General features: G+C 64.8%; 23 protein-coding genes and 1 pseudogene. 11 read left to right on the top strand and 13 right to left on the bottom strand.

What is annotated here, in order from left to right:
- The first annotated feature begins 35 nt into the window (after window positions 1-35).
- On the top strand, window positions 36-986 hold the full coding sequence (locus J2R78_RS23410) for an aliphatic sulfonate ABC transporter substrate-binding protein (RefSeq protein ID WP_375166733.1): 951 nt from the start codon (window positions 36-38) through the stop codon (window positions 984-986).
- Window positions 987-999: 13 nt separating this feature from the next.
- Here the strand turns inward: J2R78_RS23410 and J2R78_RS23405 are convergent, their stop codons facing one another.
- From J2R78_RS23405 to J2R78_RS23390, 4 genes are read right to left on the bottom strand one after another with little or no spacing between them, the layout of a single operon-like run.
- Window positions 1,000-1,665: a methionine ABC transporter permease gene (locus J2R78_RS23405; protein ID WP_253607006.1), complete on the bottom strand. Its 666-nt coding sequence runs from the start codon at window positions 1,663-1,665 to the stop codon at window positions 1,000-1,002.
- A complete protein-coding gene (locus J2R78_RS23400; protein ID WP_253607005.1) occupies window positions 1,655-2,779 on the bottom strand; it encodes a methionine ABC transporter ATP-binding protein in 1,125 nt (374 codons plus the stop codon). The genes J2R78_RS23405 and J2R78_RS23400 overlap by 11 nt, the downstream gene beginning before the upstream one ends.
- Window positions 2,780-2,829: 50 nt before the next feature.
- Complete coding sequence (locus tag J2R78_RS23395) at window positions 2,830-3,150, bottom strand: ferredoxin family protein (RefSeq protein ID WP_253607004.1); 321 nt, start codon at window positions 3,148-3,150, stop codon at window positions 2,830-2,832.
- Window positions 3,147-4,775: an FAD-dependent oxidoreductase gene (locus J2R78_RS23390; RefSeq protein ID WP_253607003.1), complete on the bottom strand. Its 1,629-nt coding sequence runs from the start codon at window positions 4,773-4,775 to the stop codon at window positions 3,147-3,149. Before J2R78_RS23390 ends, J2R78_RS23395 begins: the two co-directional genes overlap by 4 nt.
- Window positions 4,776-5,088: 313 nt before the next feature.
- On the opposite strand from J2R78_RS23390, the pseudogene J2R78_RS23385 reads away from it, so the two are divergent.
- Window positions 5,089-6,428: pseudogene (locus J2R78_RS23385) on the top strand (LLM class flavin-dependent oxidoreductase).
- A 5-nt stretch (window positions 6,429-6,433) separates the two neighbouring features.
- Here J2R78_RS23385 and J2R78_RS23380 read toward each other — a convergent pair.
- Window positions 6,434-7,525 carry an LLM class flavin-dependent oxidoreductase gene (locus J2R78_RS23380; RefSeq protein ID WP_253607002.1) on the bottom strand — a complete coding sequence of 364 codons (1,092 nt, stop codon included), beginning with the start codon at window positions 7,523-7,525 and terminating at the stop codon, window positions 6,434-6,436.
- Window positions 7,526-7,944: 419 nt separating this feature from the next.
- Here J2R78_RS23380 and J2R78_RS23375 point away from each other — a divergent pair, with 419 nt between their 5' ends.
- The 6 genes from J2R78_RS23375 to epsC all read left to right on the top strand — a co-directional run bounded on the left by J2R78_RS23375 (window position 7,945) and on the right by epsC (window position 13,393).
- Entirely contained in the window at window positions 7,945-8,700 is a 756-nt protein-coding gene (locus tag J2R78_RS23375; RefSeq protein WP_085970476.1) for an ABC transporter permease subunit, read from the top strand.
- Window positions 8,697-9,422 carry an ABC transporter ATP-binding protein gene (locus J2R78_RS23370; protein WP_253607000.1) on the top strand — a complete coding sequence of 242 codons (726 nt, stop codon included), beginning with the start codon at window positions 8,697-8,699 and terminating at the stop codon, window positions 9,420-9,422. The genes J2R78_RS23375 and J2R78_RS23370 overlap by 4 nt, the downstream gene beginning before the upstream one ends.
- A gap of 10 nt (window positions 9,423-9,432) precedes the next feature.
- A complete protein-coding gene (locus J2R78_RS23365) occupies window positions 9,433-10,437 on the top strand; it encodes an NrtA/SsuA/CpmA family ABC transporter substrate-binding protein (protein ID WP_050387474.1) in 1,005 nt (334 codons plus the stop codon).
- 42 nt (window positions 10,438-10,479) lie between these two features.
- Window positions 10,480-11,709 (top strand): acyl-CoA dehydrogenase family protein, encoded by a 1,230-nt coding sequence (locus J2R78_RS23360; protein WP_253606999.1) that lies wholly within the window; start codon window positions 10,480-10,482, stop codon window positions 11,707-11,709.
- Between the two features lie 138 nt (window positions 11,710-11,847).
- On the top strand, window positions 11,848-12,420 hold the full coding sequence (locus J2R78_RS23355) for a flavin reductase family protein (protein WP_057017437.1): 573 nt from the start codon (window positions 11,848-11,850) through the stop codon (window positions 12,418-12,420).
- 19 nt (window positions 12,421-12,439) lie between these two features.
- Window positions 12,440-13,393, top strand: coding sequence for a serine O-acetyltransferase EpsC (epsC, locus tag J2R78_RS23350; RefSeq protein ID WP_253606998.1), 954 nt, complete (start codon window positions 12,440-12,442; stop codon window positions 13,391-13,393).
- Window positions 13,394-13,405: 12 nt separating this feature from the next.
- On the opposite strand, the gene J2R78_RS23345 is transcribed toward epsC, so the two are convergent.
- From J2R78_RS23345 to J2R78_RS45020, 6 genes are all read right to left on the bottom strand, one after another.
- Window positions 13,406-14,275, bottom strand: a complete 870-nt coding sequence (locus tag J2R78_RS23345) for an ABC transporter permease (protein WP_253606997.1) — start codon at window positions 14,273-14,275, stop codon at window positions 13,406-13,408.
- Window positions 14,268-15,134: an ABC transporter ATP-binding protein gene (locus J2R78_RS23340; RefSeq protein ID WP_253606996.1), complete on the bottom strand. Its 867-nt coding sequence runs from the start codon at window positions 15,132-15,134 to the stop codon at window positions 14,268-14,270. The genes J2R78_RS23345 and J2R78_RS23340 overlap by 8 nt, the downstream gene beginning before the upstream one ends.
- A complete protein-coding gene (locus J2R78_RS23335) occupies window positions 15,131-16,186 on the bottom strand; it encodes an ABC transporter substrate-binding protein (RefSeq protein WP_253606995.1) in 1,056 nt (351 codons plus the stop codon). Before J2R78_RS23335 ends, J2R78_RS23340 begins: the two co-directional genes overlap by 4 nt.
- Before the next feature lie 25 nt (window positions 16,187-16,211).
- Window positions 16,212-17,141 carry a TauD/TfdA family dioxygenase gene (locus J2R78_RS23330; protein ID WP_253606994.1) on the bottom strand — a complete coding sequence of 310 codons (930 nt, stop codon included), beginning with the start codon at window positions 17,139-17,141 and terminating at the stop codon, window positions 16,212-16,214.
- A gap of 97 nt (window positions 17,142-17,238) precedes the next feature.
- Window positions 17,239-18,675, bottom strand: coding sequence for an FAD-dependent oxidoreductase (locus J2R78_RS23325; protein WP_253606993.1), 1,437 nt, complete (start codon window positions 18,673-18,675; stop codon window positions 17,239-17,241).
- Window positions 18,676-18,979: 304 nt separating this feature from the next.
- Window positions 18,980-19,327, bottom strand: coding sequence for a hypothetical protein (locus J2R78_RS45020; protein WP_253610083.1), 348 nt, complete (start codon window positions 19,325-19,327; stop codon window positions 18,980-18,982).
- Between J2R78_RS45020 and J2R78_RS23315 the strand changes: the two genes are divergently transcribed.
- From J2R78_RS23315 to J2R78_RS23305, 3 genes are all read left to right on the top strand, one after another.
- The gene (locus J2R78_RS23315; protein WP_253609888.1) at window positions 19,211-19,888 is read left to right on the top strand and encodes a methyltransferase domain-containing protein; all 678 of its coding nucleotides are present in this window, start codon (window positions 19,211-19,213) and stop codon (window positions 19,886-19,888) included. The two genes, J2R78_RS45020 and J2R78_RS23315, sit on opposite strands and share 117 nt — an antisense overlap.
- A 27-nt stretch (window positions 19,889-19,915) precedes the next feature.
- Entirely contained in the window at window positions 19,916-21,256 is a 1,341-nt protein-coding gene (locus J2R78_RS23310) for an LLM class flavin-dependent oxidoreductase (RefSeq protein ID WP_253606992.1), read from the top strand.
- A 71-nt stretch (window positions 21,257-21,327) separates the two neighbouring features.
- Window positions 21,328-22,149, top strand: a complete 822-nt coding sequence (locus tag J2R78_RS23305; RefSeq protein WP_253606991.1) for a MetQ/NlpA family ABC transporter substrate-binding protein — start codon at window positions 21,328-21,330, stop codon at window positions 22,147-22,149.
- Here the strand turns inward: J2R78_RS23305 and J2R78_RS23300 are convergent.
- Both J2R78_RS23300 and J2R78_RS23295 read right to left on the bottom strand, forming a co-directional pair.
- Entirely contained in the window at window positions 22,146-22,904 is a 759-nt protein-coding gene (locus J2R78_RS23300; RefSeq protein WP_057017428.1) for an SDR family NAD(P)-dependent oxidoreductase, read from the bottom strand. The genes J2R78_RS23305 and J2R78_RS23300 overlap by 4 nt on opposite strands.
- An 80-nt stretch (window positions 22,905-22,984) precedes the next feature.
- Window positions 22,985-24,250 (bottom strand): ROK family protein, encoded by a 1,266-nt coding sequence (locus tag J2R78_RS23295; RefSeq protein ID WP_168855345.1) that lies wholly within the window; start codon window positions 24,248-24,250, stop codon window positions 22,985-22,987.
- Window positions 24,251-24,480 lie beyond the last annotated feature (230 nt).

Below are 24,480 nucleotides of genomic sequence, written 5' to 3'. Positions count from 1 at the left end.
TCCCGCCAGCGCAGGCCGCATCATCGGCGACTGCGATGTCGCGCCGTCTTGCTGTCGCCGCCATCGGGCTGCTTGCGATGACCTCGCTGGTTCGGCCTGCGGCCGCCGAGGAAATCCGGATCGGCTACCAGAAATCGTCGACGCTGACCGCTATCCTGAAGACCAACGGCGCGCTGGAGAAGGCGTTGGCGCCGCTCGGCATCACCGTGTCGTGGCACGAGTTCACAAGCGGCCTGCCGCTGCTCGAGGCCATCAATGTCGGCAGCATCGATTTCGGAGCCGACGTCGCCGACACCGTGCCGATCTTCGCCCAGGCCGCCGGCGCCAAGCTCGCTTACGTCGCCGAGGAAGCCGCTTCTCCATCGGCGCAGGCGATCCTGGTGCCGAAGGATTCCGCGATCAAAGCGCCGGCCGATCTCAAGGGCAAGAAGGTCGCGGTCACCAAGGGCGCGGGCAGCCACTTCCTGCTGCTGGCGGTACTTGCCAAGGCCGGACTGTCCTTCAAGGACATCACACCGGCCTATCTGACGCCGGCCGATGGCCGCGCGGCATTCGTCAGCGGCAATGTCGACGCCTGGGTCGCCTGGGATCCGTTCCTCAGCAGCGCGCAACGCCAGTCCAGCACGCGCATCCTGACCGACGGCAGCGGCGGGCTCGCCAACTACAAGCGTTACTATCTTGCCTCGGCCGCGTTCGCCGAAAAGCGGGCCGATGCACTGAATGTCATCTTTGCCAGGTTGGTGGAAACCGGCACCTGGATCAAAGCCAATCCGAACGAGGCCGCGGCGCTGCTCGCCGGCCTGTGGGGCATCGACGCCGCCACGGTGGAGGAGGCCAACAGCCATCGCTCCTACAAGGTCGGCGTGGTCACCGCGGCCGGCCTTTCCGAGCAGCAGAAGATCGCCGATACCTTCACGGCGGAAGGTCTGCTGCCACGCAAGGTCGATACCGGCGACGTCAGGATCTGGGCACCGAAGGGATCGTGACGCCACCGCACCTTTAGCGATGACGCAGGCGGCGGTTGACGCGGCGCGCCAGATAGTCGCCGGCGGTCTGCACGGTCTGAACCAGCGCGATCAAAACGACGACGACCGCCAGCATCATTTCGGGCATGAAGCGCTGATAGCCATAGCGAATGCCGAGGTCGCCGAGGCCGCCGCCTCCGACGGCCCCGACCATTGCGGAGTAGCCGAGCAGGCTGACCACCGCGAGCGTCAGGGCCAGCACCAGGCCCGGCAAAGCCTCCGGGATCAGGACCTTGAACACGATCTGCAGCGGGCTTGCACCGAACGAGGACGCCGTCTCGATCAGACCGGCATCGACCTCGCGGATCGCCGCCTCGACCAGACGGGCAATGAACGGCGTTGCCGCGATGGTGAGCGGCACGATTGCCGCGCCCGATCCGATCGAGGTGCCGGCAATCAGCCGCGTGAAAGGAATCATCGCAACCACCAGGATGATGAACGGCGTCGAGCGGGCCGCATTGACGATGACGCCGAGCACGCCATTGGCTGGCGGCGCGGCGAACAGCTCCCCTTTCCGGCTGGTCGCCAGGAAGACGCCAAGCGGAAGGCCCAGCGCGGTCGCAACCAGCGCAGCCACCGAGACCATGAAAAGGCTCTCGCCCGTGGCCTGAACGATCAGGTTGATGAGTTCACGCGACATAGCCGAGACGCTCCACCAGAATGTCATGCTGAGAAAGATAGGCCAGGGCCTGCCTGGCCGTGGCTTCACCGCCGGGAATGCCAAGGATTAGCGAGCCCACGTGCTGGCCGCCGATCTCATCGATGCGGGCCGATAGCAGCGCCACGTCATGGGACAGTTCGCGCGAAAGCCGCGCCACCACGGTGTCGCCGGCTTCAGTACCGCGCACCTGCACGCGAAGGACCGTCTGCCCGCCGGCAACCGGCTGTGGCGAAAGGCGGCTCGCCAGCGAGACCGGAACACTGTCCCCGATCACCTCGGAAAGGAACGCCTGCGTGACCGGATGCTGCGGATGCGTGAAGATTTCCGCGACATGGCCGCGTTCGACGACCTGGCCGCCGTCGATCACCGCGACTTCCTTGGCGAGTTGGCGGACCACCGACATCTCGTGGGTGATCAACACGATCGTGACCCCGAGTTCACGATTGATGTTGGCCAGCAGGTCCAGAATCGCGCGCGTGGTCTGCGGATCGAGCGCCGACGTCGCCTCGTCGGACAGCAGCACATTCGGCCGAGTCGCCAGCGCGCGGGCGATGCCGATGCGCTGCTTCTGGCCGCCGGACAATTCCGAGGGATAACGATCGTATTTGTCGGCAATGCCGACGAGCTCGAGCAGCTCGGCTACACGGACGGCGATGTCGGCCCTGGACCAGCCGGCGATCTCGAGCGGCAAGGCGATATTGTCCGCCGCCGTCCGCGACGACAGCAGGTTGAAGTGCTGGAAGATCATGCCGATCGAGCGCTGCGCCAGGCGCAGCTCGCGACCGGCAAGCGCCGAGATCTCGCTGTTATCGACGACGACGCGGCCGCTCGACGGCTTCTCAAGCCCGTTGATGAGGCGGACGAGGCTCGATTTGCCGGCGCCGGAGCGGCCGATCACGCCGGTGATCGAGCCGCGCGGGATCGCGAAGTCGATCGCCTGCAAGGCATGCACGCTCGGCTTGCCGCGATAGGCCGGATAGACCTTCGAGACCGCCTCGAAGCGGATCATGGCTTCGCTCGCGTTGGAAGCGAGCGGAATCGACGGCAGCGGCGCAACAGGCTGCGCCGTCGTCAGGGATTGATGTACATTCATTCAGTCGGTCCAATTGGGAAATCGCTTCGGTCGCCGGGCACAGCCCGGGCTCAATGACCAAAGAGCAGATAGCTGCGGTCGATGCCGCGGAGATCGCGCGTCTCGTCGGTCCAGCCGACCGCGCGGCGGTAGCTGCCCAACGCGGCAGTCTGCCGCAACGCGACCACGTCGGTCGGGCGAGGCTCCTCCGCATAAGGCGACACGTAAAGCGCGTCCTCGGGACAATACAGTTCGCAGAGGAAACAGGTCTGGCAATCGCCCTGACGGGCGATCACCGGAATCCCCTCCGTCTTGTCGAAGACATTGGTGGGGCAGACATTCACGCAGATGTCGCAGCACGTGCAGCGCTCGGCGTCGATCACCTCGATCATTCCGCGGCCTCTGCATAGCTGGCCTCGGCATGCGGCCGCACCGTGGTCCAGACCTCGTCCAAACCGCCGCTCGTCACGTAATGGCGTTGGCGGTCGTCTTGATCGGGATAGTCGTCGCGGCGATGCATGCCGCGGCTTTCGTTCCGCGCCAGCGCGCTGCGGTACATCCAGCGCGACGTCGCCAGCATGGCCGCGCTCTCGCGGGCGCGCAGCAGATCGTCCTTGCTCGCCGCATCGGCCGATGATGCATTGACCCACGCCGCATCCAGCCGCTCGAGGGCGCCTTCGAGACGCGAGGCATGCCGGAAGTAGTTCAGCTCAAACGGATAGACCTCGTCCTGGACCGCCTTTGTCAGCGTGGCGGGCTCAAACGCGCGACCCGCCTTGCTTCGGAACGCGACGGTACCGGCGGACGCCAGTCGTCGTTGACGTGCCGGGCCCAGCTGCCTTGCATAGCCGGCAGCGCCCCATCCGGCCCAGGTCCCCGATGACATCGCCCAGGCGGCATTGTGGCTGCCGCCGCCGGTGAAGCCGCCGCAGATCAATTCGCGCGTCGCTGCATCACCGGCGGCATAGAGTCCCGGCACGCTGGTGGCGCAGCTATCGTCGACAATGCGAAGGCCGCCGGTGCCGCGCACGGTGCCTTCGAGCCGCAAGGTGACGGGGAAACGCTCCCTGAAGGGATCGATGCCGGTGCGATCGAACGGCAGGAAGAAATTCGGCTGCGATGCGCGCATGTGACGCTGCACCTCGTCGTCGGCCTTGTCGAGGCGCGCATAGACCGGTCCCTGAAGCAGCGCGCGCGCAATCGCCGATCGCCCGCCCTTGGATGCCGCACCGGGAACGACGCTGCCGTCCTCGTAGCTGAAGGTCGCCCAGCCATAAAACAGCGTCTTGGTCACGGAGCCGAACGCCGGCGAGATCGCATAGGGATTCGAGAATTCCATGCTGCTGAACTCGGCCCCGACCTCCGCGGCCATCAGATAGCCGTCTCCGGTCAGCACATTCGATCCCAGCGTCTTGCTCAGGAACGCGCAGCCGCCGGTCGCCATGACGACAGCCTTGGCGCGCACGATCCAGCGATCGTGCTTCTGGCGGCGCACGCCGCTGGCTCCCGCAACCGAGCCGTCGTCATCCACCAGCAGCTCAAGCGCCGGACTGTGATCGAGAATGGTGACGCCGGCCTGCTTGGTGCGCTTGCGCATCAGGCGCATGTATTCCGGCCCCTGCAGCGAGTTGCGCTGCGATGTGCCGCTGTCGTCGACCGGGTAAGGGTAACCCCAGGCGGCCAGACGATTGCTGTCCTCGTAGGTCTGGTCGAGCACGCGCGCCATCCAGCGGCGATCCTGCAGGTGCCCGCCCATCTTTTCGCGATTGGCCATCGCGGCCTTGCGCAGCGCCGGATTGGGATCGACATACCAGACGCCGGTGCCGGCAGCCGCGGTGGCACCCGACGTGCCGCAAAATCCCTTGTCGGCGAGCACGACGCGTGCGCCGCACTCGGCTGCGCTCACCGCGGCCCACGTGCCTGCCGGTCCGCCGCCGATCACCAGCACGTCGGCGTCGAATTCGACCGAACCGCCTGGCGCGGTTCGCTGTTCGGCGCGTCGCTCGTGGACTGTCATCGTTCAGTTCTCCGGGTGGCACCGATTGCTTGCAACGCGCCGCAACAGCATCGTTACGCGCGCAGGCTGCCCTGGCAATTTCAGATATTTGCGCAGACTTGGACGAAGCTTCCCCTGCCGCGGCACGTGGCAGAATATTCATGCGGCGGCGGAGGGGATGTTCCGCTCATCGCAGAAGATCGACACCAGATTTGTTCGCAGATCGCGCAGCGGAGACGGATATTTCTTTTTGCATGCACGCGCCGGCCGTTCGTTTTCATGTGGCCTGACAGGCGATACTTCGTGAGTCGTCTCACCTCAATGCGGGGTCGCCATGTCCGATCGTCAGCTTCATCTCAATGTCAATCTGCTGCACTCCGGCGTCTATGCGTCGGCGTGGCGGCTGCCCGAAAGCGATCCTCGCGCCTGCTTCGACGTCGGCCATTATGTGCGCGTGGCTGAGATCGCCGAGCGCGGCAAGCTCGATGCGATCTTCCTTGCCGACACACCGGCGATCACCGACCGCATCGACTACCGCTCCTTCATGTCGATGGAACCGACGATCGTGCTGGCATCGGTGGCCGCGGCGACCAGCCATATCGGGTTGATCGCGACCGCCTCGACCACCTACAACGAGCCGTATAACATCGCGCGCCGCTTCGCGACCCTGGATCTCGCGAGCGGCGGCCGCGCCGGCTGGAATGCGGTGACCACTGCCGACGCGTCGGCCAGCCGCAATTTCGGCCTCAGCACGTGCTGGAGCACAAGGCCCGCTACGAGCGCGCCAAGGAGTTCGCCGAGGTCGTCCATGCGCTGTGGGACAGTTGGGAGGACGACGCCTTTGTCGGCGACAAGTCCTCGGCGCGATTTGTCGATACGTCGAAGGTTCATCCGATCGCGCATCGCGGCGCCCATTACGCCGTGGCCGGTCCGCTTAACGTGCCGCGTTCGCCGCAGGGCCGCCCGGTGACCGTGCAGGCCGGTGGCTCGCACGACGGACGTGATCTCGCTGCCGCGCAGGCCGAAGCTGTGTTCACGCTGGCGCAGACGATCGAGGAAGGCGTCGCCTATGCGCGCGATCTGCGCGCCCGCGCCGCGACCTACGGCCGCGCCGGCGACTCCATCGTCATCCTGCCGGGCCTTGCCACAGTGATCGGCAGCACCGAAGCCGAGGCGAGACGGCGGCAGGATGAGCTGTGGGAGCTGGTTCCGATCGAGTACAGCCTGGCGCGTCTCGCGGGCACATTGCAGGTCGATCCTGCGATCCTTGAGCTCGACAAGCCGCTACCCGATCCGCTGCCGCTGCCGGCCAACGCCAACCACACCATGTTCCAGGGCACGGTGAACCTTGCGCGCCGCGGTAACCTCACCGTCCGGCAGTTGTTGCGCGCGCTCGGCGGCGGGGTCGGACACCGCATCATCGTCGGCACGCCCGAGCAGATCGCCAACGACATCGAGGCCTGGTTCAAGGCCGGCGCGGCCGACGGATTCAATCTGATGCCGGACGTGCTGCCGACCGGGCTCGAGGTCTTCGTCGACAACGTGGTGCCGATCCTGCAGCGCCGCGGTCTGTTCCGAACCGATTACGCCGGCACCACCTTGCGTGAGCATTTTGGCCTGCCTCGGCCGATCAGCCGCTTTGCGCGTCAGACGGAAGCCGCCGCAACCGCGTGACGCAGTTACCGCGAGCTCGCCAGCAGTGGTGGGGTGTCATTCGCAGCAGATGACGCTGCGCGGACGCGCGGGATGATCTCCTTCGCAAAGCGCTCCATCTCGGCCTCGAAAGGCTGGAACTGCAGCATGAACAACTCGATGCCTGCGGCATGGAACGCCCCGATTCGGGCGGCCACGTCATCATAGCTGCCGACCAGCCCGGCAGCGGTGCCGCCGTTGCTGCCGATCCGCTCCGACTTCTGCATGGTCTGCATCATCACGACCTTCGGGTCGGTGTTCTGTCGCTGGATCACCTTCATCGAGGCGTCCTTCCGCGACAGCTCAAGCAGCCGCTCATAGGCGGCCTGGGCCTCGGCCTGCGTCTGGCGCGCGATGACGAAGGCGGACAGCCCGAAGCGAAGCGGCGCCGACGTCCGCGGCCGCGCCGCCACGTCGGCAATGAGGCCCGCGACATCCTCGAGCGGCTGACCATTGATGAACCAGACGTCGCCGTGGTCGGCGACCAAAGCGCGCGCCGGCTCGGATTCGCCGCCGACATAGATCAATGGTCGCGGTCGGTAGAGGCTCGTCGGCCGCAACAGATAATCGCGGACGTCGAAATGCTCGCCCTTGTAGGTCAACCGCTCGCCCTGCATCAGGCGCGAGACAATCGTGATCCACTCGCGGCCATAGGCGTAACGGGCATCGTGCTCGGCAAAGCCGATGCCGGCCTTGTCGAGTTCGGGCCGGTTCCAGGCATTGACCAGGTTGATCGCGAAGCGTCCGCGGCTGATGTTCTCGATCCCGAGCGCGAGCTTGGCGAGAACCACCGGATGATAGAGATAGGGCTTGATGGCCGCGATGATCTCGATCCGGCTGGTCAATGCCGCAACGGCCGCCGCCGCGCTCCAGGCCTCGAGCTGATCGAAATCCTCCCGATGCGGATTGATGGTGTGCTGCGCGATCAGCGTGGAATCGTAGCCCAGTGCCTCGGCGGCAAGCACGAGGTCGCGATTGCGCTCCCACGATGCGTCATACGGCTCCTCCGGATCCTGATAGGCCGCGCGCGAACCATGGACCAGCGCCCAGATGCCAAAGCGAAGCGGTCGTGTCGACATGCCGTCTCTCCGATTTCCCTGACGTTACGTCGGCGTGTTTTCAAAGAAGCACGGCGACAGATCAAGCAGCGGCGCATCAAAAGATTTTCCTTGCCGCGCCGCGCGCGCCGATAAACCAGAAAACTCCGGACGCAGCGACAATTGGAATACGGCTCTATTTCTGTTCGAGAAAATTCGTGGGACAGTTTGCGCGAGATAAACAACGCCTTCTTTCGTGCGGCGACGCGCCGTTCATCGAGAGAACGGCGAACCATGCCGCGCGCGATCAATGATGCTCGCGCGCAATGTTAGACGAGGACAGAACAGACTTGAGCAACCTCGAACAGGCTGCGTCATCGATCGCGTTTGATTCAACGCCGCGCAGCGTTCAAACGGCATCGCCGTCCCGGAAGCCACGAGTAGAGATCGGCCGGCGCGGCATGCTGCTGCTGTCGTGGCTCGCCCCGGTCGTGCTTCTGATCGTCTGGGAATTGCTGGCGCAGGCCGGCTGGCTCTCGCCGCAGGTGCTGCCGGCACCGAGCAAGGTCGTCCGCACGGCATTCAAGCTGGCGACGTCCGGAAGCCTGCTGAACGATCTCGGCGTCAGCCTGCTGCGCGCAACGGCCGGTTTTGCGATCGGCGGCAGCGTCGGATTCGCGCTCGGTATCCTCGTGGGCTTCTCGCGGATCGCGGAGGCCGCGATCGACCGCAGCATCCAGATGATCCGCGCGATCCCGTTTCTCGCCGCGCTGCCGCTGGTGATCGTCTGGCTCGGCGTCGGCGAAGCCCAGAAGGTCTTCCTGGTCGCGCTCGGCGTCGCCTTCCCGATCTACATCAACACCACGCTGGGTATCCGGCAGGTCGACCCGAAGCTGCTCGAGCTCGGCCGCGTCCAGGGCCTCGGGACACTCGAGCTGATCCGGCGCGTCATCCTGCCCGGCGCCCTGCCCTCGATCCTGACCGGTGTGCGCTATGCGCTGGCGACCGCGTGGCTGGCACTGGTGGTCGCGGAGACCATCGGCGCCCAGTCCGGCATCGGCTTTCTCGCCATGGATGCGCGCGAGTTCCTGCGCACCGACGTGATCGTGCTGACGATCGTGATCTATGCGCTGATCGGCGTCGCCGCCGACGGCATCGCGCGCGCCCTGGAGCGACGGCTATTAGCCTGGCATCCGAACTATGGGGGCGCGCGATGACGCTGCACGCCGTGCCCTCACCGGCCGCGATTGCGCCGGCCGTCCTGGTGACGGGACTGCATCGCGCCTATGGCAGCCGCGTGGTGATCGAGAACCTCAACCTGCGCATCGAGCGCGGCGAGTTCGTCGTCCTGCTCGGCGAAAGCGGCTGCGGCAAGACCACGCTGCTGCGGGCGCTGGCCGGCCTTGATGCGATCGACGGCGGGCGCATCACGGCACCACGGCGGCCGGCCGTCGTTTTCCAGGAGCACCGGCTGCTGCCGTGGGACAGTCTGTGGCGCAACGTCTCGCTCGGCCTCAATGCGAGCGACGCCCGTCAGCGCGCCGCCACCGCGCTCACCGAGGTCGGACTCGGCGGCCGTCTCGATGACTGGCCGCGCAACCTCTCGGGCGGACAGGCGCAGCGCGTGGCGCTGGCGCGCGCGCTGGTGCAGGAGCCCGAGTTGCTCTTGCTCGACGAGCCGTTCGCAGCGCTCGATGCGCTGACTCGCATTCGCATGCACGATCTGGTGCGCGAGCTGGTCGCCGTCCATCGGCCCGGCGTGCTCCTGGTCACCCACGACGTCGACGAGGCGATCGCGCTCGCCGACCGCATCCTGGTGATGCGCGAGGGCCGGATCGCGTTCGAGCATCCCATGAAACGTAACGGCGCAGCGCCGATCGCCCGCACCGACCTGCTGGCCGAGCTCGGCGTCGACACCTCTCACCCCATTCCTGCCTGAGGACCACTCAATGTCTATCCCCCGGTTCACCAACCCCACCCGTCGCAGCTTCCTTGGCGGCGCCGCCTTCGGCATCGGCGCGCTTGCCGGCTTTGACCTGTCCGAGCCGGCGCATGCGGCGACCGGCCGCGTCACCGACACGGTGCGTCTGACCTGGGGTTTGAGCGGCCTCAATTTGATTGCCAAGGAGCGCGGCGAGTTCGAGAAGCTGCTGGCCAGGGACGGCATCAAGGTCGAGTGGCTCGGGCCGTTCCCCAATCATGCGCCGACGCTGCAGGCTGTGACCGGCGGCAGCGCCGATTTCAGCTTCGGCGGCAGCACGACGCCGGCACTCGCCGCGATCATCGCCGGCTCGCCGCTGGTGTTCACCCAATTCGTGGTCTACGAGCCGCGCACCACTGCGATCATCGCGCGGGATGACTCTGGCATAAACAAGGTCGAGGATCTCGTCGGCAAGTCGGTGGCGGTGAACCGTTCGGGTCTCGGCGAATTCCTGCTGGTTGCCGCGCTCGAGAAGCACAAGGTCGACCGCTCCAAGGTGACGTTCGTCTATCTCAACCCGCCGGACGCAGCGCCGGCGCTGGCCTCCGGGAAGGTCGACGCCTGGTCGATGTGGAGCCCGGGCGTCGATATCGCGCGGCTCGAATACAAGGCGCACGACATCTTCCTGGAAGGTCGCGATCTCGAGTTCCAGATCGACTACACGTCCTACCTGACCACCCGAAAATTTGCGACCGACAATCCTGCGCTGGTCCGGGCCGTCAACGATGCCTTCCGCGCTGAAGGCAAGTGGATCTCCGCGAACAGCAAGGATGCCGAATACATCGCGCAGAAGGCCGGCAAGTACAGCGACCAGGTCCGCGACCAGTTCATCGCGCTGAACCGGCAGTATCGCTACTTCGCCGCCAACGACGAAAACTTCCTCGCCGAGCTGCAAAGGGCCGCCGACTGGCTGGTCGCGCGCAAGGTGCTCCCGGAGCCGATCAAAGTCACCGACCACCTGGCCCAGCTCTGATCAGTAGCCGTCATATCAATCAACGCCATTTGGGTGATACCAATGAACAAGCCTCTGTCCGCCACCTCGCTGGAGCCTTCCGACCGCCTTCACAGCCGCGCACCCGATATCGACGCGCTGCTCGGCCGCATCGCGGAAGGCGCCGCCGACCGCGAACGCGAGCGCGTCCTGCCGTTCGCGCAAGTCGATCTCATTCGCAAGGCCCGCCTCGGCGCGTTGCGGCTTCCGATCGAAGCCGGCGGCGCCGGCCTGTCGATTCGCGCATTGTTCGAGATCGTCATCGGTCTCGGCGAGGCCGACGCCAATGTCGCGCATATCCTGCGCAACCATTTCAGCGTCGTCGAACGCCTGGTGCGCCGGCCGAAGGACGATCAGCACAGGCAGTGGCAGAAGGCAGTTGCCGACGGCGCGATCATCGGGCTCGCGGCGACCGAGCTCGACACGCCGAAGGTCGGCAATCTCACGCCGAACACGACACTCACTGCCGACGGCGACGACTACCTGCTCAACGGCACGAAATACTATAGCACCGGCACACTGTATTCGGACTACGTCCTCGTTCGCACCGCCGACACATCCGCCACCAATGCAGCCGTGCTGATTCCGGTGAACCGCGAGGGCATTGAGCTGATCGACGACTGGGACGGTCTCGGGCAGCGGCTGACGGCGACCGGCACCACCCACTTCCGCAACGTGCGCGTCAAGCGCCAGGAGGTCGTGTTCGATGCACCGGATACCGGCTACGGCATTCCCTACTCCAACACATTTGCCCAGCTGTTCCTGACCGCGATCAATGCCGGCATCGCGCGCGCCGTGCTGCGCGACGCCAGCGCCCTGGTGCGGACCCGCAAGCGGACGTTCTATTACGCGCCGAGTGAGGTCCCGGCGGACGACCCGCTGCTGCAACAGACCGTCGGTCAGATCGCCAGCAGCGCATTCGCCGCCGAGACCGTGGTGCTTGCGGCCGGGGAGGCGCTCGATGCCGCCACCGACGCCTTCGATGCAGGTGACGAAAGCGCCGTCGATGCCGCGCACAAGGCCGCGCTGCTGTCGGCCAAGGCCAAGATCGTTGCGGACGAATTCGCGATCCGGAGCGGCAGCCTGCTGTTCGATATCGGCGGCGCATCGGCCACCAAGAAGGCGACCAATTTCGACCGCCACTGGCGCAACGCGCGCACCCTGGCGTCGCACAATCCAAACACCTTCAAGGCGCGCTCGATCGGACAATACGAGATCAGCGGCACGCCGCTACCCGCCAAGGGCTTCTTCTAGAGCCCCACTCCGATCGAATCGGAACGGAGCTCTGGATTGTTGTTTTGATGCGTTTTCTTCACGCGAACCGGTATCCACTTCGCTCGAAAACGCTCTGGCGAGGTCCAATCCGGCGAGGCAATGCAAGGGAGAATCCCGATGAGCAAGCCGGATATTCATCTTGTGGATGCCGACCACGAGATCGAGCGTCAATTTCGCCTTGTCATGCGCCGCCTCCCGGGCGGCGTTTGCATCATCACCGCAGGACAGGGTGAGGACATCACCGGCATGACGGTGACCTCGCTGACGTCGCTCAGCGCCAGCCCACCCCGGCTGCTGGTCAGCATCAACCGGCAGGCATCGTCCTTCGCACCGATCGCCCGCCATCGGCTGTTCGGCGTCAACATCCTCGGCTCCGACCAGCAGGCCCTGGCCGAGCGCTTCAGCAATGGCCGGCTGAAAGGCAGGGAACGCTTCGAGGGCACCGACTGGACCCATGGAGCCTCGGGCGTGCCGTTGCTGCAGCGTTCGCTTGCGATGATCGAATGCCAGGTCGAGGAGATCATCGAGCGGCATTCCCATGGCATCATCGTGGGCCGCCTCGCCAGCATGGAATTGTCGCATCGGCTGTCCGGCCTCACCTACTGGAATGGACAGTATGTCCAGATCGATCACGAGGCCGATCTCGACCTATTGGCCGAAGTCAGCATTCCTCTGGCGCATGTCCGTTAGGGCAGAGAAAGGGTGCAGCATGAAACGCGAATTGCCGCCAGCATCGCCTCCGTCAACGGCCAGCCCGGTCAGCAGACCACCGGGCCGCTGGCAGCTCGACCGGATCGTGGCCGAGCTGCGCACCTCCCGCGAGGAGACCCATAGCATCCGGCGCGACGGCGAGGCACGCCGCGCGCCCTCGCGGGACGCGCTGGAGGCGATCCTCGACGGCCTCACCGAGGCGCTGTTTCCGCGCCACTACGGCCAATCGGACCTCGACGGCGAGAACATCGACTATTTCGTCGGCAACACGCTGAGCACAGCATTGGATTCGCTCAGCGCGCAGATCCATCGCGGCGCGCTGTTCGTCGGCGACGAGCTGGAGCCGGGCTTTGTGCATGAGGAGGCGATCGAGCTGACACGCGCATTCGCCACCCATCTGCCGCCGGTCCGCGGACTTCTGATCAACGATCTGCGGGCGGCATTCGTTGGAGACCCGGCGGCGCGGAATTTTCCCGAGATCCTGATCGGCTATCCGGGGATGACCGCCATCATCCACCATCGTCTTGCACATCTGCTCTACCAGATCGGCGCGCGGCTGGTGGCTCGCCTGATGTCGGAGATCGCCCACACAAGGACCGGCATCGATATCCATCCCGGCGCCCGGATCGGCTCCGGCTTCTTCATCGATCACGGAACCGGCGTCGTGATCGGCGAAACCGCCATCATCGGCAACAACGTCCGGATCTATCAGGCGGTCACGCTCGGCGCGCGGCATTTCCCGACCGACGACGAGGGCCATGTGATCAAGGGCGACGCCCGCCATCCGATCGTCGAGGATGACGTCGTGATCTACGCCGGCGCAACCATACTCGGCCGGATCACGATTGGCCGCGGCTCGACCATCGGCGGCAACGTCTGGCTGACCAAGGACGTGCCGCCGAACAGCATTGTGACGCAGGCCACCGCACGAAACAGCCCGAGCGGCGCCTGAACCACGATCTCATCACGCCGCAACCTGTGCCTTCCATCGCATCAAGCGCCGTTCCAACGCCTCCAGGACCGCATTGAATGCCAACCCGATCACGGTGATCCCGATTATGCCGAAATACATCTGCGGGATCAGGAAGCTGTACTGGCTGTTGATGATGAGATAGCCGAGACCGGCCTTGGCGCCGACCATCTCGGATGCGACCAGCACCAGCATGGCTGACGCACTGGCGAGGCGAATGCCGACAAAGATCGTCGGAAGCGCCGCCGGAAGGATCACCTTGCGGAACAGTTGCTGTGGGGTCGCGCCCATGGTCCGCGCCGACTTGATCAAGAGCGGATCGACCTGCTTCACCGCGGCGATGGTGTTGAGCAGGAGCGGCCAGGCGCAGCTATAGACTACCATCGTGACCTTCGAGAGCTCGCCGATGCCAAGCAGCAGGATGAACACCGGCAGGAGCGCGAGCGGCGCGGTATTGCGGCAAATCTCGATGAACTGGTTGAGCAGATCGCCGAGCCTTGTGTACCAGCCGACGGCCAGCCCGAGCGGGACGAACAACACGACCGACACCAGAAACCCGCTCAGGGCGCGGAGCAGGCTCGCGGAGGCGTCGTCATAGAGCTCGCCGGTTTGCGCGAGCTGCCAGCCTGCGGCGATGACACCAGAGAATGGCGGCAGAAACACCGCGTCGATCAAGCCGAGCCTGGGCGCGGCCTCCCAGATCGCCAGAAGGGCGATCAGCAGCAGGGAGCGGCGCCCGAAAGCTGCCAGACCGCGGGTCGCGGCGCGGGCCGCGCTCACCAGCGGTGACCGCGCCGCCGCCGCTTGCTCGTCTCGCCGTTCATGCGCGAGCTCCAGCAATGTCAGCATCTCCAGGCTAGACATGAGCGACTTCCTTTACTTCACGCTCGACACGGCCTGCGCTGACCCTGCCCGCCGATTGCCCCTGCTGCGCCTTCTGCACCTCCTCGCGGAGCAGGCTCCAGATCTCATGGCGCACGCGGCCGAATTCCGGCAGCGAGCGCACGTCCTCGGCTTCGCTGCGCAAGGCCGCGGGGATATCGACAATCTCCTTGATCCGCCCCGGACGCGACGTCATGACCGCCACGCGCTGGCCGAGCACGATCGCCTCGTCGATGCCATGGGTAATGAAGATGATGGTCTTGCCAGTGGCACGCCAGATCCGCAGCAGCTCGCCCTGCAGCGTTTCGCGCGTCTGGGCATCGAGCGCGGCGAACGGCTCGTCCATCAGCAGCACTTCCGGATCGTAGGCCAGGCTCCGCGCAATCGCGACACGCTGCTTCATGCCGCCGGAAAGCTCGTGCGGGTAACGGTCGGCAAAGCCGGACAGCCCGACCAAGTCGAGGAAGTGCCGCGCGATCTCTCCGCGCTGCTTCGGCTTGAGGCCGGCAATGTCGAGCCCGAACTCGACGTTCTGCACGGCGGTGCGCCATGGAAACAGCGCATATTGCTGGAACACGACACCGCGGTCGCGTCCGGGACCGATGATCGGCCGGCCATCGAGCAGGATGCGGCCGCTGGTCGGCGTTGCGAGCCCGCCGAGCAGATCGAGCAATGTCGACTTGCCGCAACCGCTTGGACCGACCAGGGCAAGGAATTCGCCGGCGCGGACGTCGAACGTGATGTCCTCGAGCGCGGTGAAATGGCCCGCCGGCCGGCCTCCCTCGCCTCGGGTGACGAACTCCTTGCGGACCTTGTCAAAGCTGATCTTGACCGACGTCATCGCGCCTCCGCCGTCTTTCCGGGACGGAAATAGTTGAACTCGTTGGTGTAGGTGTCCGAGGCCTTGATCTGGCCCGGCTTGAGCAGGCCATCCTTGACCAGCCAGTCGACCCAGACCTGCAGCTCAGCATCCGAGATCACGCCGCCCTTGGACGCGACGCCGGTGCTCTTCCAGTACTTGATCGAGGAGGCGTCCTCGTTGCGCTTGCGCTCCGCGATGATCCGGTTGAAGCGAGCCCGCACTTCATCGGGCGGCGCCGTCTGCGCCCACTGGATCGCGCGCGAGATCCCCTCAACCAGCTTGCGGGCGGTGTTCGGATTGTCCTTGATGAACTTCTCCCGCAGCACATAGGCACCGCCGGTGAACTGTCCGAACAGATCGGTATCGTTGAAGAGCGAACGGATCCCGCCACGCTCCAGCGCCTTGTCGCGCAACACGCCGCTGAGCGCGCTCACCTCGACCTGCCCTTGCCGCAGCGCCTGCTCGCCGGTAACGGGTGGGACCGCCACCAATGTCACCTGCTTGGTCTCGCCGGCGCTAAGACCGTTCCGCGCCAGATACTCACGCAGCACGAACTCCAGATGGGCGCCAAGCGTATTGACCGCGACCTTCTTGCCGATCAGGTCACGGGCCGTCTTGATCGGACTGTCATCCTTCACATAGTAGCCGTAATAGGTGTTCGCGTCGGAGCCGTAGTAGCCGACCACCGCCTTGATCGGTGCCTTGGCCGCGATCAGCTTGATAATCGCGCCATAGAAAGCGCCGCCGACGTCGATGTCGCCGGTGACGACGGTCTGGATGTCCTGCGGTCCGCTGATGGTGTTGCCGACCCATTTGAGCTTGAGCGGCGCGAGGTAGCCGAGGTCCTCGGCGAGCTCGGTGAACGTCACCTGCCCGGCCCAGCCTTGATAACGGATCTCGGTCTTCTCGAGCGGTGGCTCGGCGAAGGCCGAAGCGATCAGGCCCAACGCAAAGACGCCGGCCAGCAGCAATCGCGCCGCCCGGCGCGCAGCGGCTCGCCGCGCGCGCAGAATTCGAATGATGGCATTCATTGTGTTGCTCCAATAGGCGACATGCTCAGGCTGCCTTCGCCGCTTGCGGCTTCGGCGATTTGATCCGCGTCACGCTGTGGCGGCCGTCGACGCTGACCGGAACCTCGCCGTCGATGGTGGCGCGGCGCACCACACGATGCTGATCGCCGTAGTCATTGACGGCGTAGTGCTGGGTCGCGCGATTGTCCCAGATCGCGACGTCTCCGGCCCGCCAGCTCCAGCGCACGGTATTCTCCGGAGCCGTGATGTGGGACTGGAACAGATCGAACAGCTTCTGGCCGTCATATTTCGGCAGGCCGACAAAGCGCTGGACGAAATTGCCGAGCACCAGCGTGTGCTCGCCCGTTTCGGGATGGACGCGCACGACCGGATGCTCGGTCTCATAGATCGTCCCGGTGAATACCTCGTCGAAATGCTTTCTGTCGGCGTCGGTGGCGCGAGACTTCACCGCGTAACCATAGGCATTGCTGTGAACCGCCCAGAGCTCGTCGGCGAGCTTGCGCAACGGCGGAGGCAGATCGAGATAGGCGGCCGCCGTGTTGGACCAGACGGTGTCACCGCCATAGGGCGGGATCACCACACCGCGCAGCACCGAGATCTTCGGATAGGCATCGACGAACGTGACGTCGGTATGCCATTGGTCCGCGCGGCCGCCACCACGCCCCGAGTCCAGCTCGAGGATCGACGACGTACCCTTGCTCGGGCCGACGGTCGGATGCGGCACCAGTTTGCCGAGCCTGACCGCGAAGCGCTCCTGCTCGGCGTCGTCGAGGTGCTCCTGGTCGCGGAAGAAGATCACCTTGTGCTCGAGCAGCACCTGGTTGACAGCACGGATGACCGCGTCGGGAAGGTCACCCGACAGCTTCACATTCTTGATCTCGGCACCAAGCCGGGCGGCACGCTTGACGATGTCGGCGCGCGGAATGACGTTGTCGATGGTGGTCGTCTTGCTCATGATGTTGGTCTCGTCGCCGCGATCCCCTGGACAAGGCTCCGCCATGCGCCGGTCGCGGAAACGACGGCGGAGATCAATGATGTGGTCGTGATCCTCGCTATTCCGCCGCGACGGGCTGCGGCGGTCGCCAGACAGCCGGTGCATAGAGCTCGGCGGTGAAATCCTCCGCGATCTCTCCGTTGATGCGCGCCTCGTGAGATGCAAGGTCGGCCAGGAACAGATCGCGGCTGACCCTGGCCGTGATCCCCGGAATGTCGCGCTTGAAGCTTGGAACGTCGCCGATCGGCAGGCCGAAGCTGACAAATGCTGCCGGGTTGAAGACGTGAATGTCCTTCAGATACGGCGCGCGGCCCGGAACTTTCTCCAGATACTCGTGCCCGGACCCGAGATAAGGATAGGCCGCCAGGCGATCGTCCTTTTCGTCGTCAGGCGGCACGAAGCGATCTCGCCACAGAAGGATTTCGTCGGCGAAATCGCCGAGCTCTGACTGCGCGCCCAGATCGACGGAATAGCCAGTTCCCGCAATCGCGAAATCGAACGCGAACTCGCCCTGCGGAGTGATGGCGACCGGCCGCACCCCCTTCAATTGCGCCGAGGTCCAGGGTGCGCCCAGGTGCAGATGAAAATTGGGGAAGGCTACCGCGCGCGAGATCGCATCCGGCGGCGGGGTCGACCCAGCCTGCCTGAACCGAATCGCTTGATGCCAGCGCACCGCGTCGGGCAAGCTGCCATAGTTGTCATAGGCTCCCGGGTAGCCGCGGATCCGAATGACCGGCAACGCGGCCAAGGTTTCCCGGCGTGCAAACAGATGAACATCACGCGCTCCGGCCTCAAGGGCTGCGGCCGCCGCATCGAAGGCCGACGCAGCACTCCCGATCACCGCAACGGAAAGACCTCGCAGCGTCCTGAAATCGATCTTCTCCGATGTATGCGCACGGAATCGTTTCGGCAGGACACGCAGCGCGTCGGGGACATAAGCGCCCCCGCTACCCGCAAAGCCGGTTGCGAGCACCAGCTTGCGCGTGGTCTCGATGGTCGTGACCCCGCTCCGCTCCAGATGTAACCGCAAATGATCGGCTGCAGGCTCGATGCGGAGCAGCCGCGTACCGTAACGAATGCCGGCGCCTGTCACGCGGCGATACCAGTCGAGATAGGCCGCCCAGTCGAGCCGCGGAATCCGATCGAGCGCGTCGAAGGCCGCCGCGCCATGGCGCGTTTCATACCATGCTTGGAAACCGAGACCGGGCAGACCGAGCTCCGGACCTGGAAGCGTCTTCGGGGTGCGAAGCTTGTGCATTCGCGCGCTCGTCAGCCACACGCCGGCCTTGCTGGCGTCGGCGGCGGCATCGATCACCGAGACCTTGCCGATCCCGGCGCGCCGAAACGCAAACGCGAAGGCCGCGCCGGACTGGCCACCGCCGACCACGACGACGTTGTGATCGATTCCGTCGCGATCAGGCACCCAGTTCTGTGGGTCGGCCCCGATCAGCCGGAGGGCCTCGCGGGCGACGCTGTCGGGATCGGATTGCGGCATGAATGACCACCTCGCTTTGACGTTACAAATCGTAAAAGCGATCGACATTCAGTCAATGAAACGAAACCAGCTTTGTTTTTGATAGCAGGCAATGTTCGCGTCGTGGACAACGCGGGCATTGAAATATTTGCGATGATCGCCGCCTGACCGATCATCTCATGTGCATTGCGACGTGCGGGATCGGCGCGATCGATCGGGAGAACTTCCCAAATCATACGTCGCCGGGATCGGCGCGATCGCAGTCATCTCCGGTGAACGACGAACTCGTCACGTTCATGCTCGCTTGCCGTGCAACAACGCAAATTCATTTCACCGCCGCCGACATAGAGTCTGACGCAGCGCACGCGCCTGACGTCGACGCGCGGCGAGCAACGATGGATCTCTCGAAATGCCGCGAACTGCTGGCAACATCAGCCTTGAACACGATACCCCGGAGCTCGCCCGCTCCTATGATGAAGCGGGACTCGTTCAATTTCGCCACGGCAAGTTCCTGATCGGGCCGCTCGCCATCAAGACCGGCGAGCACGTGCTCGACATCGGGACGGGAACCGGCCGACTTGCGGAATTCGTCGCCGGACTGGTCGGTCCGGACGGCCGCGTGATCGGTATCGATCCACTTGCCGGCCGCATCGAAATTGCGCGCCTTCGGCAAGGGGATAACCTCCAGTTCGCCACCGGGCGCGCCGAAGAACTGTCGCGCTTCGACGACGCGCAGTTCGACGCGATCTATCTCAATAGCGTCTTCCATTGGATCTCCGACAAGGATCGCGCGCTGCGGGAGATCCGGCGCGTACTCAAGCCCGGCGGCCGCCTCGGGTTGAATGTGCAGGATCCGTCCAGGCCGCACCAGTCGCGCCTGCTGCTTCGTCGCGCCATCATCGAGGCGGGTCTTGCCGGCGATCGCCAGGACTCGAACCCGGTGCTCGGATCGACCGACGAGGAGCTCAAATCGCTGTTCGCGGCACACGGCTTCGCCGGCTACCGCAGCGAGCTGCGCGCGCTGATCGATATCCACGACGATGCGGCATCGCTGCTGCAGTGGTCGGAAGCGAGCGCATTCGGAAATTTCCTCGAAGCGTTCACCTCTCACGAGCGCGAACTGGTGCGCCGCACCTTCGCGCGCCTTGTCGAAGAACAGCGCACGCCCGAAGGTTTGAAGCTGGAGCGCTACCTGCGCTTCGCGTTTGCGCACAAGGCGCCGTCCCACCAATAATAATCAGCAAAACTCACGAGATCCGAGATGAGCAAACGACAGCTTTCCCTTAACCTCTTTATTTATCCCGGCGGCCATCACGAGGCGGCGTGGCGCTACCAGGGGTCTGCGGCGGATCGCATCCTTGACGTCAGCTATTACCAGGAGCTGGCGCAGCGTGCCGAGGCGCAGAAATTCGACGCGATCTTCTTCGCCGACGGCCCCGCGCTCGCCGACAATGTTCGCTACGCACAACGCTTCCGGTTCGAGCCGATCACCTGGCTGGCCGCGATCGCCGCCGCCACGAAACGGATCGGCCTGATCGCGACCGCGTCGACGACCTATACCGAGCCCTACAATCTGGCCCGCCTGTTCGCCTCACTCGATCACCTCAGCGGCGGCCGGGCCGGCTGGAACATCGTCACGACCAGCACGGCACAGGCGGCGCAGAACTTTGGCTTGCCCGAGCATCCACCTCACCACGAGCGCTACGAGCGGGCGCGGGAATATATCGATGTCATCACGCGGCTGTGGGACAGCTGGGAAGACGACGCCGTGGTGAACGACCCCGCATCCGGCATTTTCGCCGATACGGGAAAGATCCATCCGATCGATCACGTCGGAAAGCACTTCCGGGTGCGCGGTCCGCTCAACATCTCGCGGACACCGCAGGGACGGCCGGTCTATGTCCAGGCGGGTTCGTCTGATGACGGACGCGCCTTTGCCGCGCGCTATGCCGAAGCGATCTTCACCGCGCATCAGACGCTGGCGAGCGCCCAGGAGTTTTATGCGGACATCAAGCGGCAGGCACGCGCGTTCGACCGCAGCCCCGATCAGGTCAGGATCCTGCCGGGCATCAGTCCGTTCATCGCCAGCACGCAGGCCGAAGCCGACCTGTTGCAGGACGAGTTCAACGAGCTGATCCAGCCGGAATACTCGTTGACCCAACTTCGCCAGATGATCGGGCTCAACCTCTCCGGCTTCGACCTCGACGGTCCCTTTCCGCGCCACCTGATCGACACCGGCAGCGCCCGCGGGGTCGCCAGCCGTTTCAAGCTCGTGGTCGAGATCGTCGATCGCGAGCAGCCGACCATCCGCCAGCTCGTGCAGCGTCTCGCCGGGGCGCGCGGCCACTGGGTGATCGCGGGCCCGCCGGAGAAGATCGCCGACAACATCCAGACCTGGTTCGAGAATGGCGCGGCCGACGGCTTCAACGTGATGCCGCCCTGGCTACCCGGCGGGTTCGATATCTTCGCCGAGCAGGTCGTGCCGATCCTGCGCAAGCGCGGCCTGTTCCGCGACGAGTACAGCGGCACGACGCTGCGTGACCATTACGGACTGAGCCGGCCGCAAAGCCTATTTTCCGGATCGATCAAGGCGATCGCCTGACGTGATCGAAACCGCCGACCCCGCGTCGGCCGGATCGCTATTTGCCCACAGCCTGAGGATTTGAGAATTCAATGACCACTGCGCGCGTCCTGTTGCTTTCGACCCTGCTCATTCTCGGTGCTCTGACCGGCGCCGCCCTGCACGCGGAGACATCAGCCAAATCCGATCTGAAAGTCGGCTTCGTGCCGGGCCCCTACATCGACGAATTCAAGGTTGGCGTCGCGCCGGAACTCGAGAAGAAGGGCTACCGTATCCGCTATGTCGAGTTTTCGACCGGGCTGGAAGCCAATAATGCAGTGTTCAAGGGCGAGATCGACGCCAACGTCATGCAGCACACGATCTTCCTGAACTCGTACAACGAGCGGCAGCAAACCGACCTCGTCGGCATCGTCCACGTCCCGACGCCCCCGATGGGGCTTTACTCGAAGAAGCACCCGGTCGGCTCGCCGATCAAGCCCGGTTCGACCGTGGCCGTGCCCAACGATCCCGTCAATCTGCAGCGTGCGCTCTGGATCCTGCGCGATCTCGGCCTCGTCGAGATTCGCGACTCCAAGCCGGTCGATGTCAGCGAACTCGACGTGATCAAGAACCCCGGCGGCATCAAGATCGTGCCGCTGGAAGCGGCACAGGCGCCGCGCGCGCTCGATGACGTTGATTTCGCCGCCATCCAGGGCAACTTCGCGATCTACAGCGGCTTGAAGCTGACCAATGCATTCGCCCTGGAGAAGATGACGACGCCCTATATCAATGTGGTCGCGGTGAAGCAGGCCAATGCGGGCTCGCCGTGGGCGCAGGACATCGTCGCCGGCTACAAGTCACAGACATTCAAGACCGCGATCCTGTCCGACCGCTTCTATGACGGGTTTACCTTGCCGGATTACTTGAAGCGCTAGACCCAGCCACCATCCACGATATGGCTCTGGTTGGTGCAGGCACCGCTGTCATCGGCGGCAAAGAACAGCACGACGCGGGCGATATCATCAGGCACGAGTTTGCGCTTGAGGCATTGGCGCTGCATCAGCTCGGCCACGCCTTCAGACGTCAACCACAGATCCTGCTGCCGCTGGGTCATGATCCATCCGGGCAGGATGGAATTGACCCGTATGTTGTGCGGCCCGAGATCGCGGGCCAGCGCACGGGTGAGGCCCTGAACGGCTGATTTGGCCGTTGTGTAGCAAGGCATGTTGCCCTGGCCGATCACCCAGCTCACCGAGCCGATGTTGACGATCGAACCGCCCCCTGCCTGCTTCATGTCCGGCGCGACCGCCTGGGCGCTGAAAAACTGGTGCTTCAGGTTGACGGCGATCCGCTCGTCCCAGAATTCCGGTGTGACGTCCTCAATCGCGTGACGGTCGTCGCGGGCCGCATTGTTGACCAGGATGGTGACCGGCCCGAGCGCCTCGCGGATGCCGGCGACCGCGCGCCGCAGCGCGCCGATGTCGCGCAGATCGGCATGTTCGAAGTGCACGCGGGCTTGTGCCCCGAGATCGGACAGCAGCTGCTCCGACGACGTCAGATCGATATCGATGAATCCGACCCGCGCGCCCTGGCCGATGAACCGGCGGACGATCGCCTCGCCGATGCCGGAACCGCCGCCGGTGACCAGTACGGTCCGGTCCTTGAGACTTGGATAGATGGCGCCCTGCATTGGCATCCTCTCGATATTGGCGCCTGAAGGCGTCGGTTGCGTTGCTGCGGCTCAGGCAAAAGGGCCACAGATTCCGAGGTTCACTCGGTTGTCTCCATGAGGCTGCGGTCCACGACCCGCAGCGTCCGCCGCACCATGCCGTCGACGATGGTCGCCGACTCGCTTGGACGCACATATATTGCCGTGGACTTGAGCAGCCACGGCAGCACCGCCTGGTCGAGCCTCTCCTCATAGGCACTGCGCATCATGTCGAATGCCTGCAGGCCGGGACCTGCGAGGATGACATGATGCGGGCGCAGCACCGATATCGTCGTGGCGACCGCTTCGGCAAGCGCGTGACCCGCCTGCTGGAACAAGTGCTCGAGACGGGAATCGCCGCTCCGCGCCCGATCGCGCAACAGAGCCATCTGCGCCTCGGACGGTTGCTGCGACGCCGCCGGCGGCAGGTCGAGAAAGGTGCGGGCATCGCGGTAAAGCGCATAGTCGGCAAGATGGGCCTCGATGCAGCCGCGCTGACCGCAGCGGCATTGCGGGCCGTTCAGCGCCAATTTGACATGACCGATCTCACTGCCCGCGCCGGCACCCCAGCGCGCTTCACCGTCGACAATGATGCCCATGCCGACGCCGTGGCCCACCATGATCGTGGCCGTGAGGCCCTGCGCCAGTGCCGGTTCGGCGGCAGCGAGGGACAGCGCGACCGCGACCGCGTCGTTCGCCATCACGACTTCGACGGCGAACGCCTGGTGGATCGGCTTGGCAAGATCGACGTCGGTGATCGACAGCGCCGGGCTCCACAGATGCCGGCCGGTATCGCCGTCGACGATGCCCTGCAGCGCTATTCCGATTCCGAGCAAGCGATGTCGCGGCGTGGCGGTCGCCTCAAGCATGGCGTCGATCTGTGCGATCACGAGCTCGCATAGTGCGCTTGCATCGAGCGCGCGCGTCGCGAGTTCAAGTCGCGATTGCGCCAGGGCGGAGCCGCTGAAATCGGCGATCAGTGTCTCGACCAGATTCATGCGCAGCGAGACCGCGATGATGCGGCCAAATTCGGGATTCAGGGTCAGCAGGACTGCCGGCCGGCCGCGGCGACGGCCACCATCCGCGTCCTCTTCGTCGGCGTCGTCGGGCCACAGCGTCGCCGCATCTGTCTCGGCTTCGCACAGCAGGTCCTCCGCCATCAGCTTCGACGTGATGGCCGAAATGGCGGGGAAGCTCAGGCCCGTGCTGCGTGCGAGCTCGACCCGCGGCAACGGCCCCTGGCGTCGCAGTACCTCGACGAGACGGCCGGGGTTCGATCCGCGGGCCAGGCTCGAAGCACGTCTCAACGGCTCGGGCTGTTCGTTCATATTGCGCTTTTTAATTCGCTTGATGAAATTATTCAACGGAGGCTACTCGTTTGTGGGTCAAAAAGCGCGGATAGCGACTGAAAAACATCACTCCCATACTATTATTGGCTGAAGGCGTTATCATGAACATCCTTGACTGGACATTTTGTCGCGCTAATTTATTAGTTACGTGAATAAAATAAGGCGTGAAAAGCGCCGGGCGTGAAATCCCCTCACCGGGGGTGTCGACA

This window comes from Bradyrhizobium sp. USDA 4538 (assembly GCF_024171045.1).
In the GTDB taxonomy this organism is placed as follows: Bacteria; Pseudomonadota; Alphaproteobacteria; order Rhizobiales; family Xanthobacteraceae; genus Bradyrhizobium; species Bradyrhizobium australafricanum.
The sequence above is the reverse complement of the archived record's forward strand: the minus strand, read 5'-3'. Positions and strand labels throughout refer to the sequence as shown.

Bases quoted from the DNA above. Each gene is read 5' to 3' on its own strand.
- J2R78_RS23410 (WP_375166733.1), top strand. From the start codon at position 36: ATGTCGCGCCGTCTTGCTGTCGCCGCCATCGGGCTGCTTGCGATGACC.
- J2R78_RS23365 (WP_050387474.1), top strand. From the start codon at position 9,433: ATGTCTATCCCCCGGTTCACCAACCCCACCCGTCGCAGCTTCCTTGGC.
- J2R78_RS23330 (WP_253606994.1), bottom strand. From the start codon at position 17,141: ATGAGCAAGACGACCACCATCGACAACGTCATTCCGCGCGCCGACATC.
- J2R78_RS23345 (WP_253606997.1), bottom strand. From the start codon at position 14,275: ATGTCTAGCCTGGAGATGCTGACATTGCTGGAGCTCGCGCATGAACGG.
- J2R78_RS23335 (WP_253606995.1), bottom strand. From the start codon at position 16,186: ATGAATGCCATCATTCGAATTCTGCGCGCGCGGCGAGCCGCTGCGCGC.
- J2R78_RS23355 (WP_057017437.1), top strand. From the start codon at position 11,848: ATGAGCAAGCCGGATATTCATCTTGTGGATGCCGACCACGAGATCGAG.
- J2R78_RS23405 (WP_253607006.1), bottom strand. From the start codon at position 1,665: ATGTCGCGTGAACTCATCAACCTGATCGTTCAGGCCACGGGCGAGAGC.
- J2R78_RS23390 (WP_253607003.1), bottom strand. From the start codon at position 4,775: ATGACAGTCCACGAGCGACGCGCCGAACAGCGAACCGCGCCAGGCGGT.
- J2R78_RS23325 (WP_253606993.1), bottom strand. From the start codon at position 18,675: ATGCCGCAATCCGATCCCGACAGCGTCGCCCGCGAGGCCCTCCGGCTG.
- J2R78_RS23300 (WP_057017428.1), bottom strand. From the start codon at position 22,904: ATGCAGGGCGCCATCTATCCAAGTCTCAAGGACCGGACCGTACTGGTC.
- J2R78_RS23360 (WP_253606999.1), top strand. From the start codon at position 10,480: ATGAACAAGCCTCTGTCCGCCACCTCGCTGGAGCCTTCCGACCGCCTT.
- epsC (WP_253606998.1), top strand. From the start codon at position 12,440: ATGAAACGCGAATTGCCGCCAGCATCGCCTCCGTCAACGGCCAGCCCG.
- J2R78_RS23400 (WP_253607005.1), bottom strand. From the start codon at position 2,779: ATGAATGTACATCAATCCCTGACGACGGCGCAGCCTGTTGCGCCGCTG.
- J2R78_RS23295 (WP_168855345.1), bottom strand. From the start codon at position 24,250: ATGAACGAACAGCCCGAGCCGTTGAGACGTGCTTCGAGCCTGGCCCGC.
- J2R78_RS23370 (WP_253607000.1), top strand. From the start codon at position 8,697: ATGACGCTGCACGCCGTGCCCTCACCGGCCGCGATTGCGCCGGCCGTC.
- J2R78_RS23340 (WP_253606996.1), bottom strand. From the start codon at position 15,134: ATGACGTCGGTCAAGATCAGCTTTGACAAGGTCCGCAAGGAGTTCGTC.
- J2R78_RS23305 (WP_253606991.1), top strand. From the start codon at position 21,328: ATGACCACTGCGCGCGTCCTGTTGCTTTCGACCCTGCTCATTCTCGGT.
- J2R78_RS23395 (WP_253607004.1), bottom strand. From the start codon at position 3,150: ATGATCGAGGTGATCGACGCCGAGCGCTGCACGTGCTGCGACATCTGC.
- J2R78_RS23310 (WP_253606992.1), top strand. From the start codon at position 19,916: ATGAGCAAACGACAGCTTTCCCTTAACCTCTTTATTTATCCCGGCGGC.
- J2R78_RS23375 (WP_085970476.1), top strand. From the start codon at position 7,945: ATGCTGCTGCTGTCGTGGCTCGCCCCGGTCGTGCTTCTGATCGTCTGG.
- J2R78_RS23380 (WP_253607002.1), bottom strand. From the start codon at position 7,525: ATGTCGACACGACCGCTTCGCTTTGGCATCTGGGCGCTGGTCCATGGT.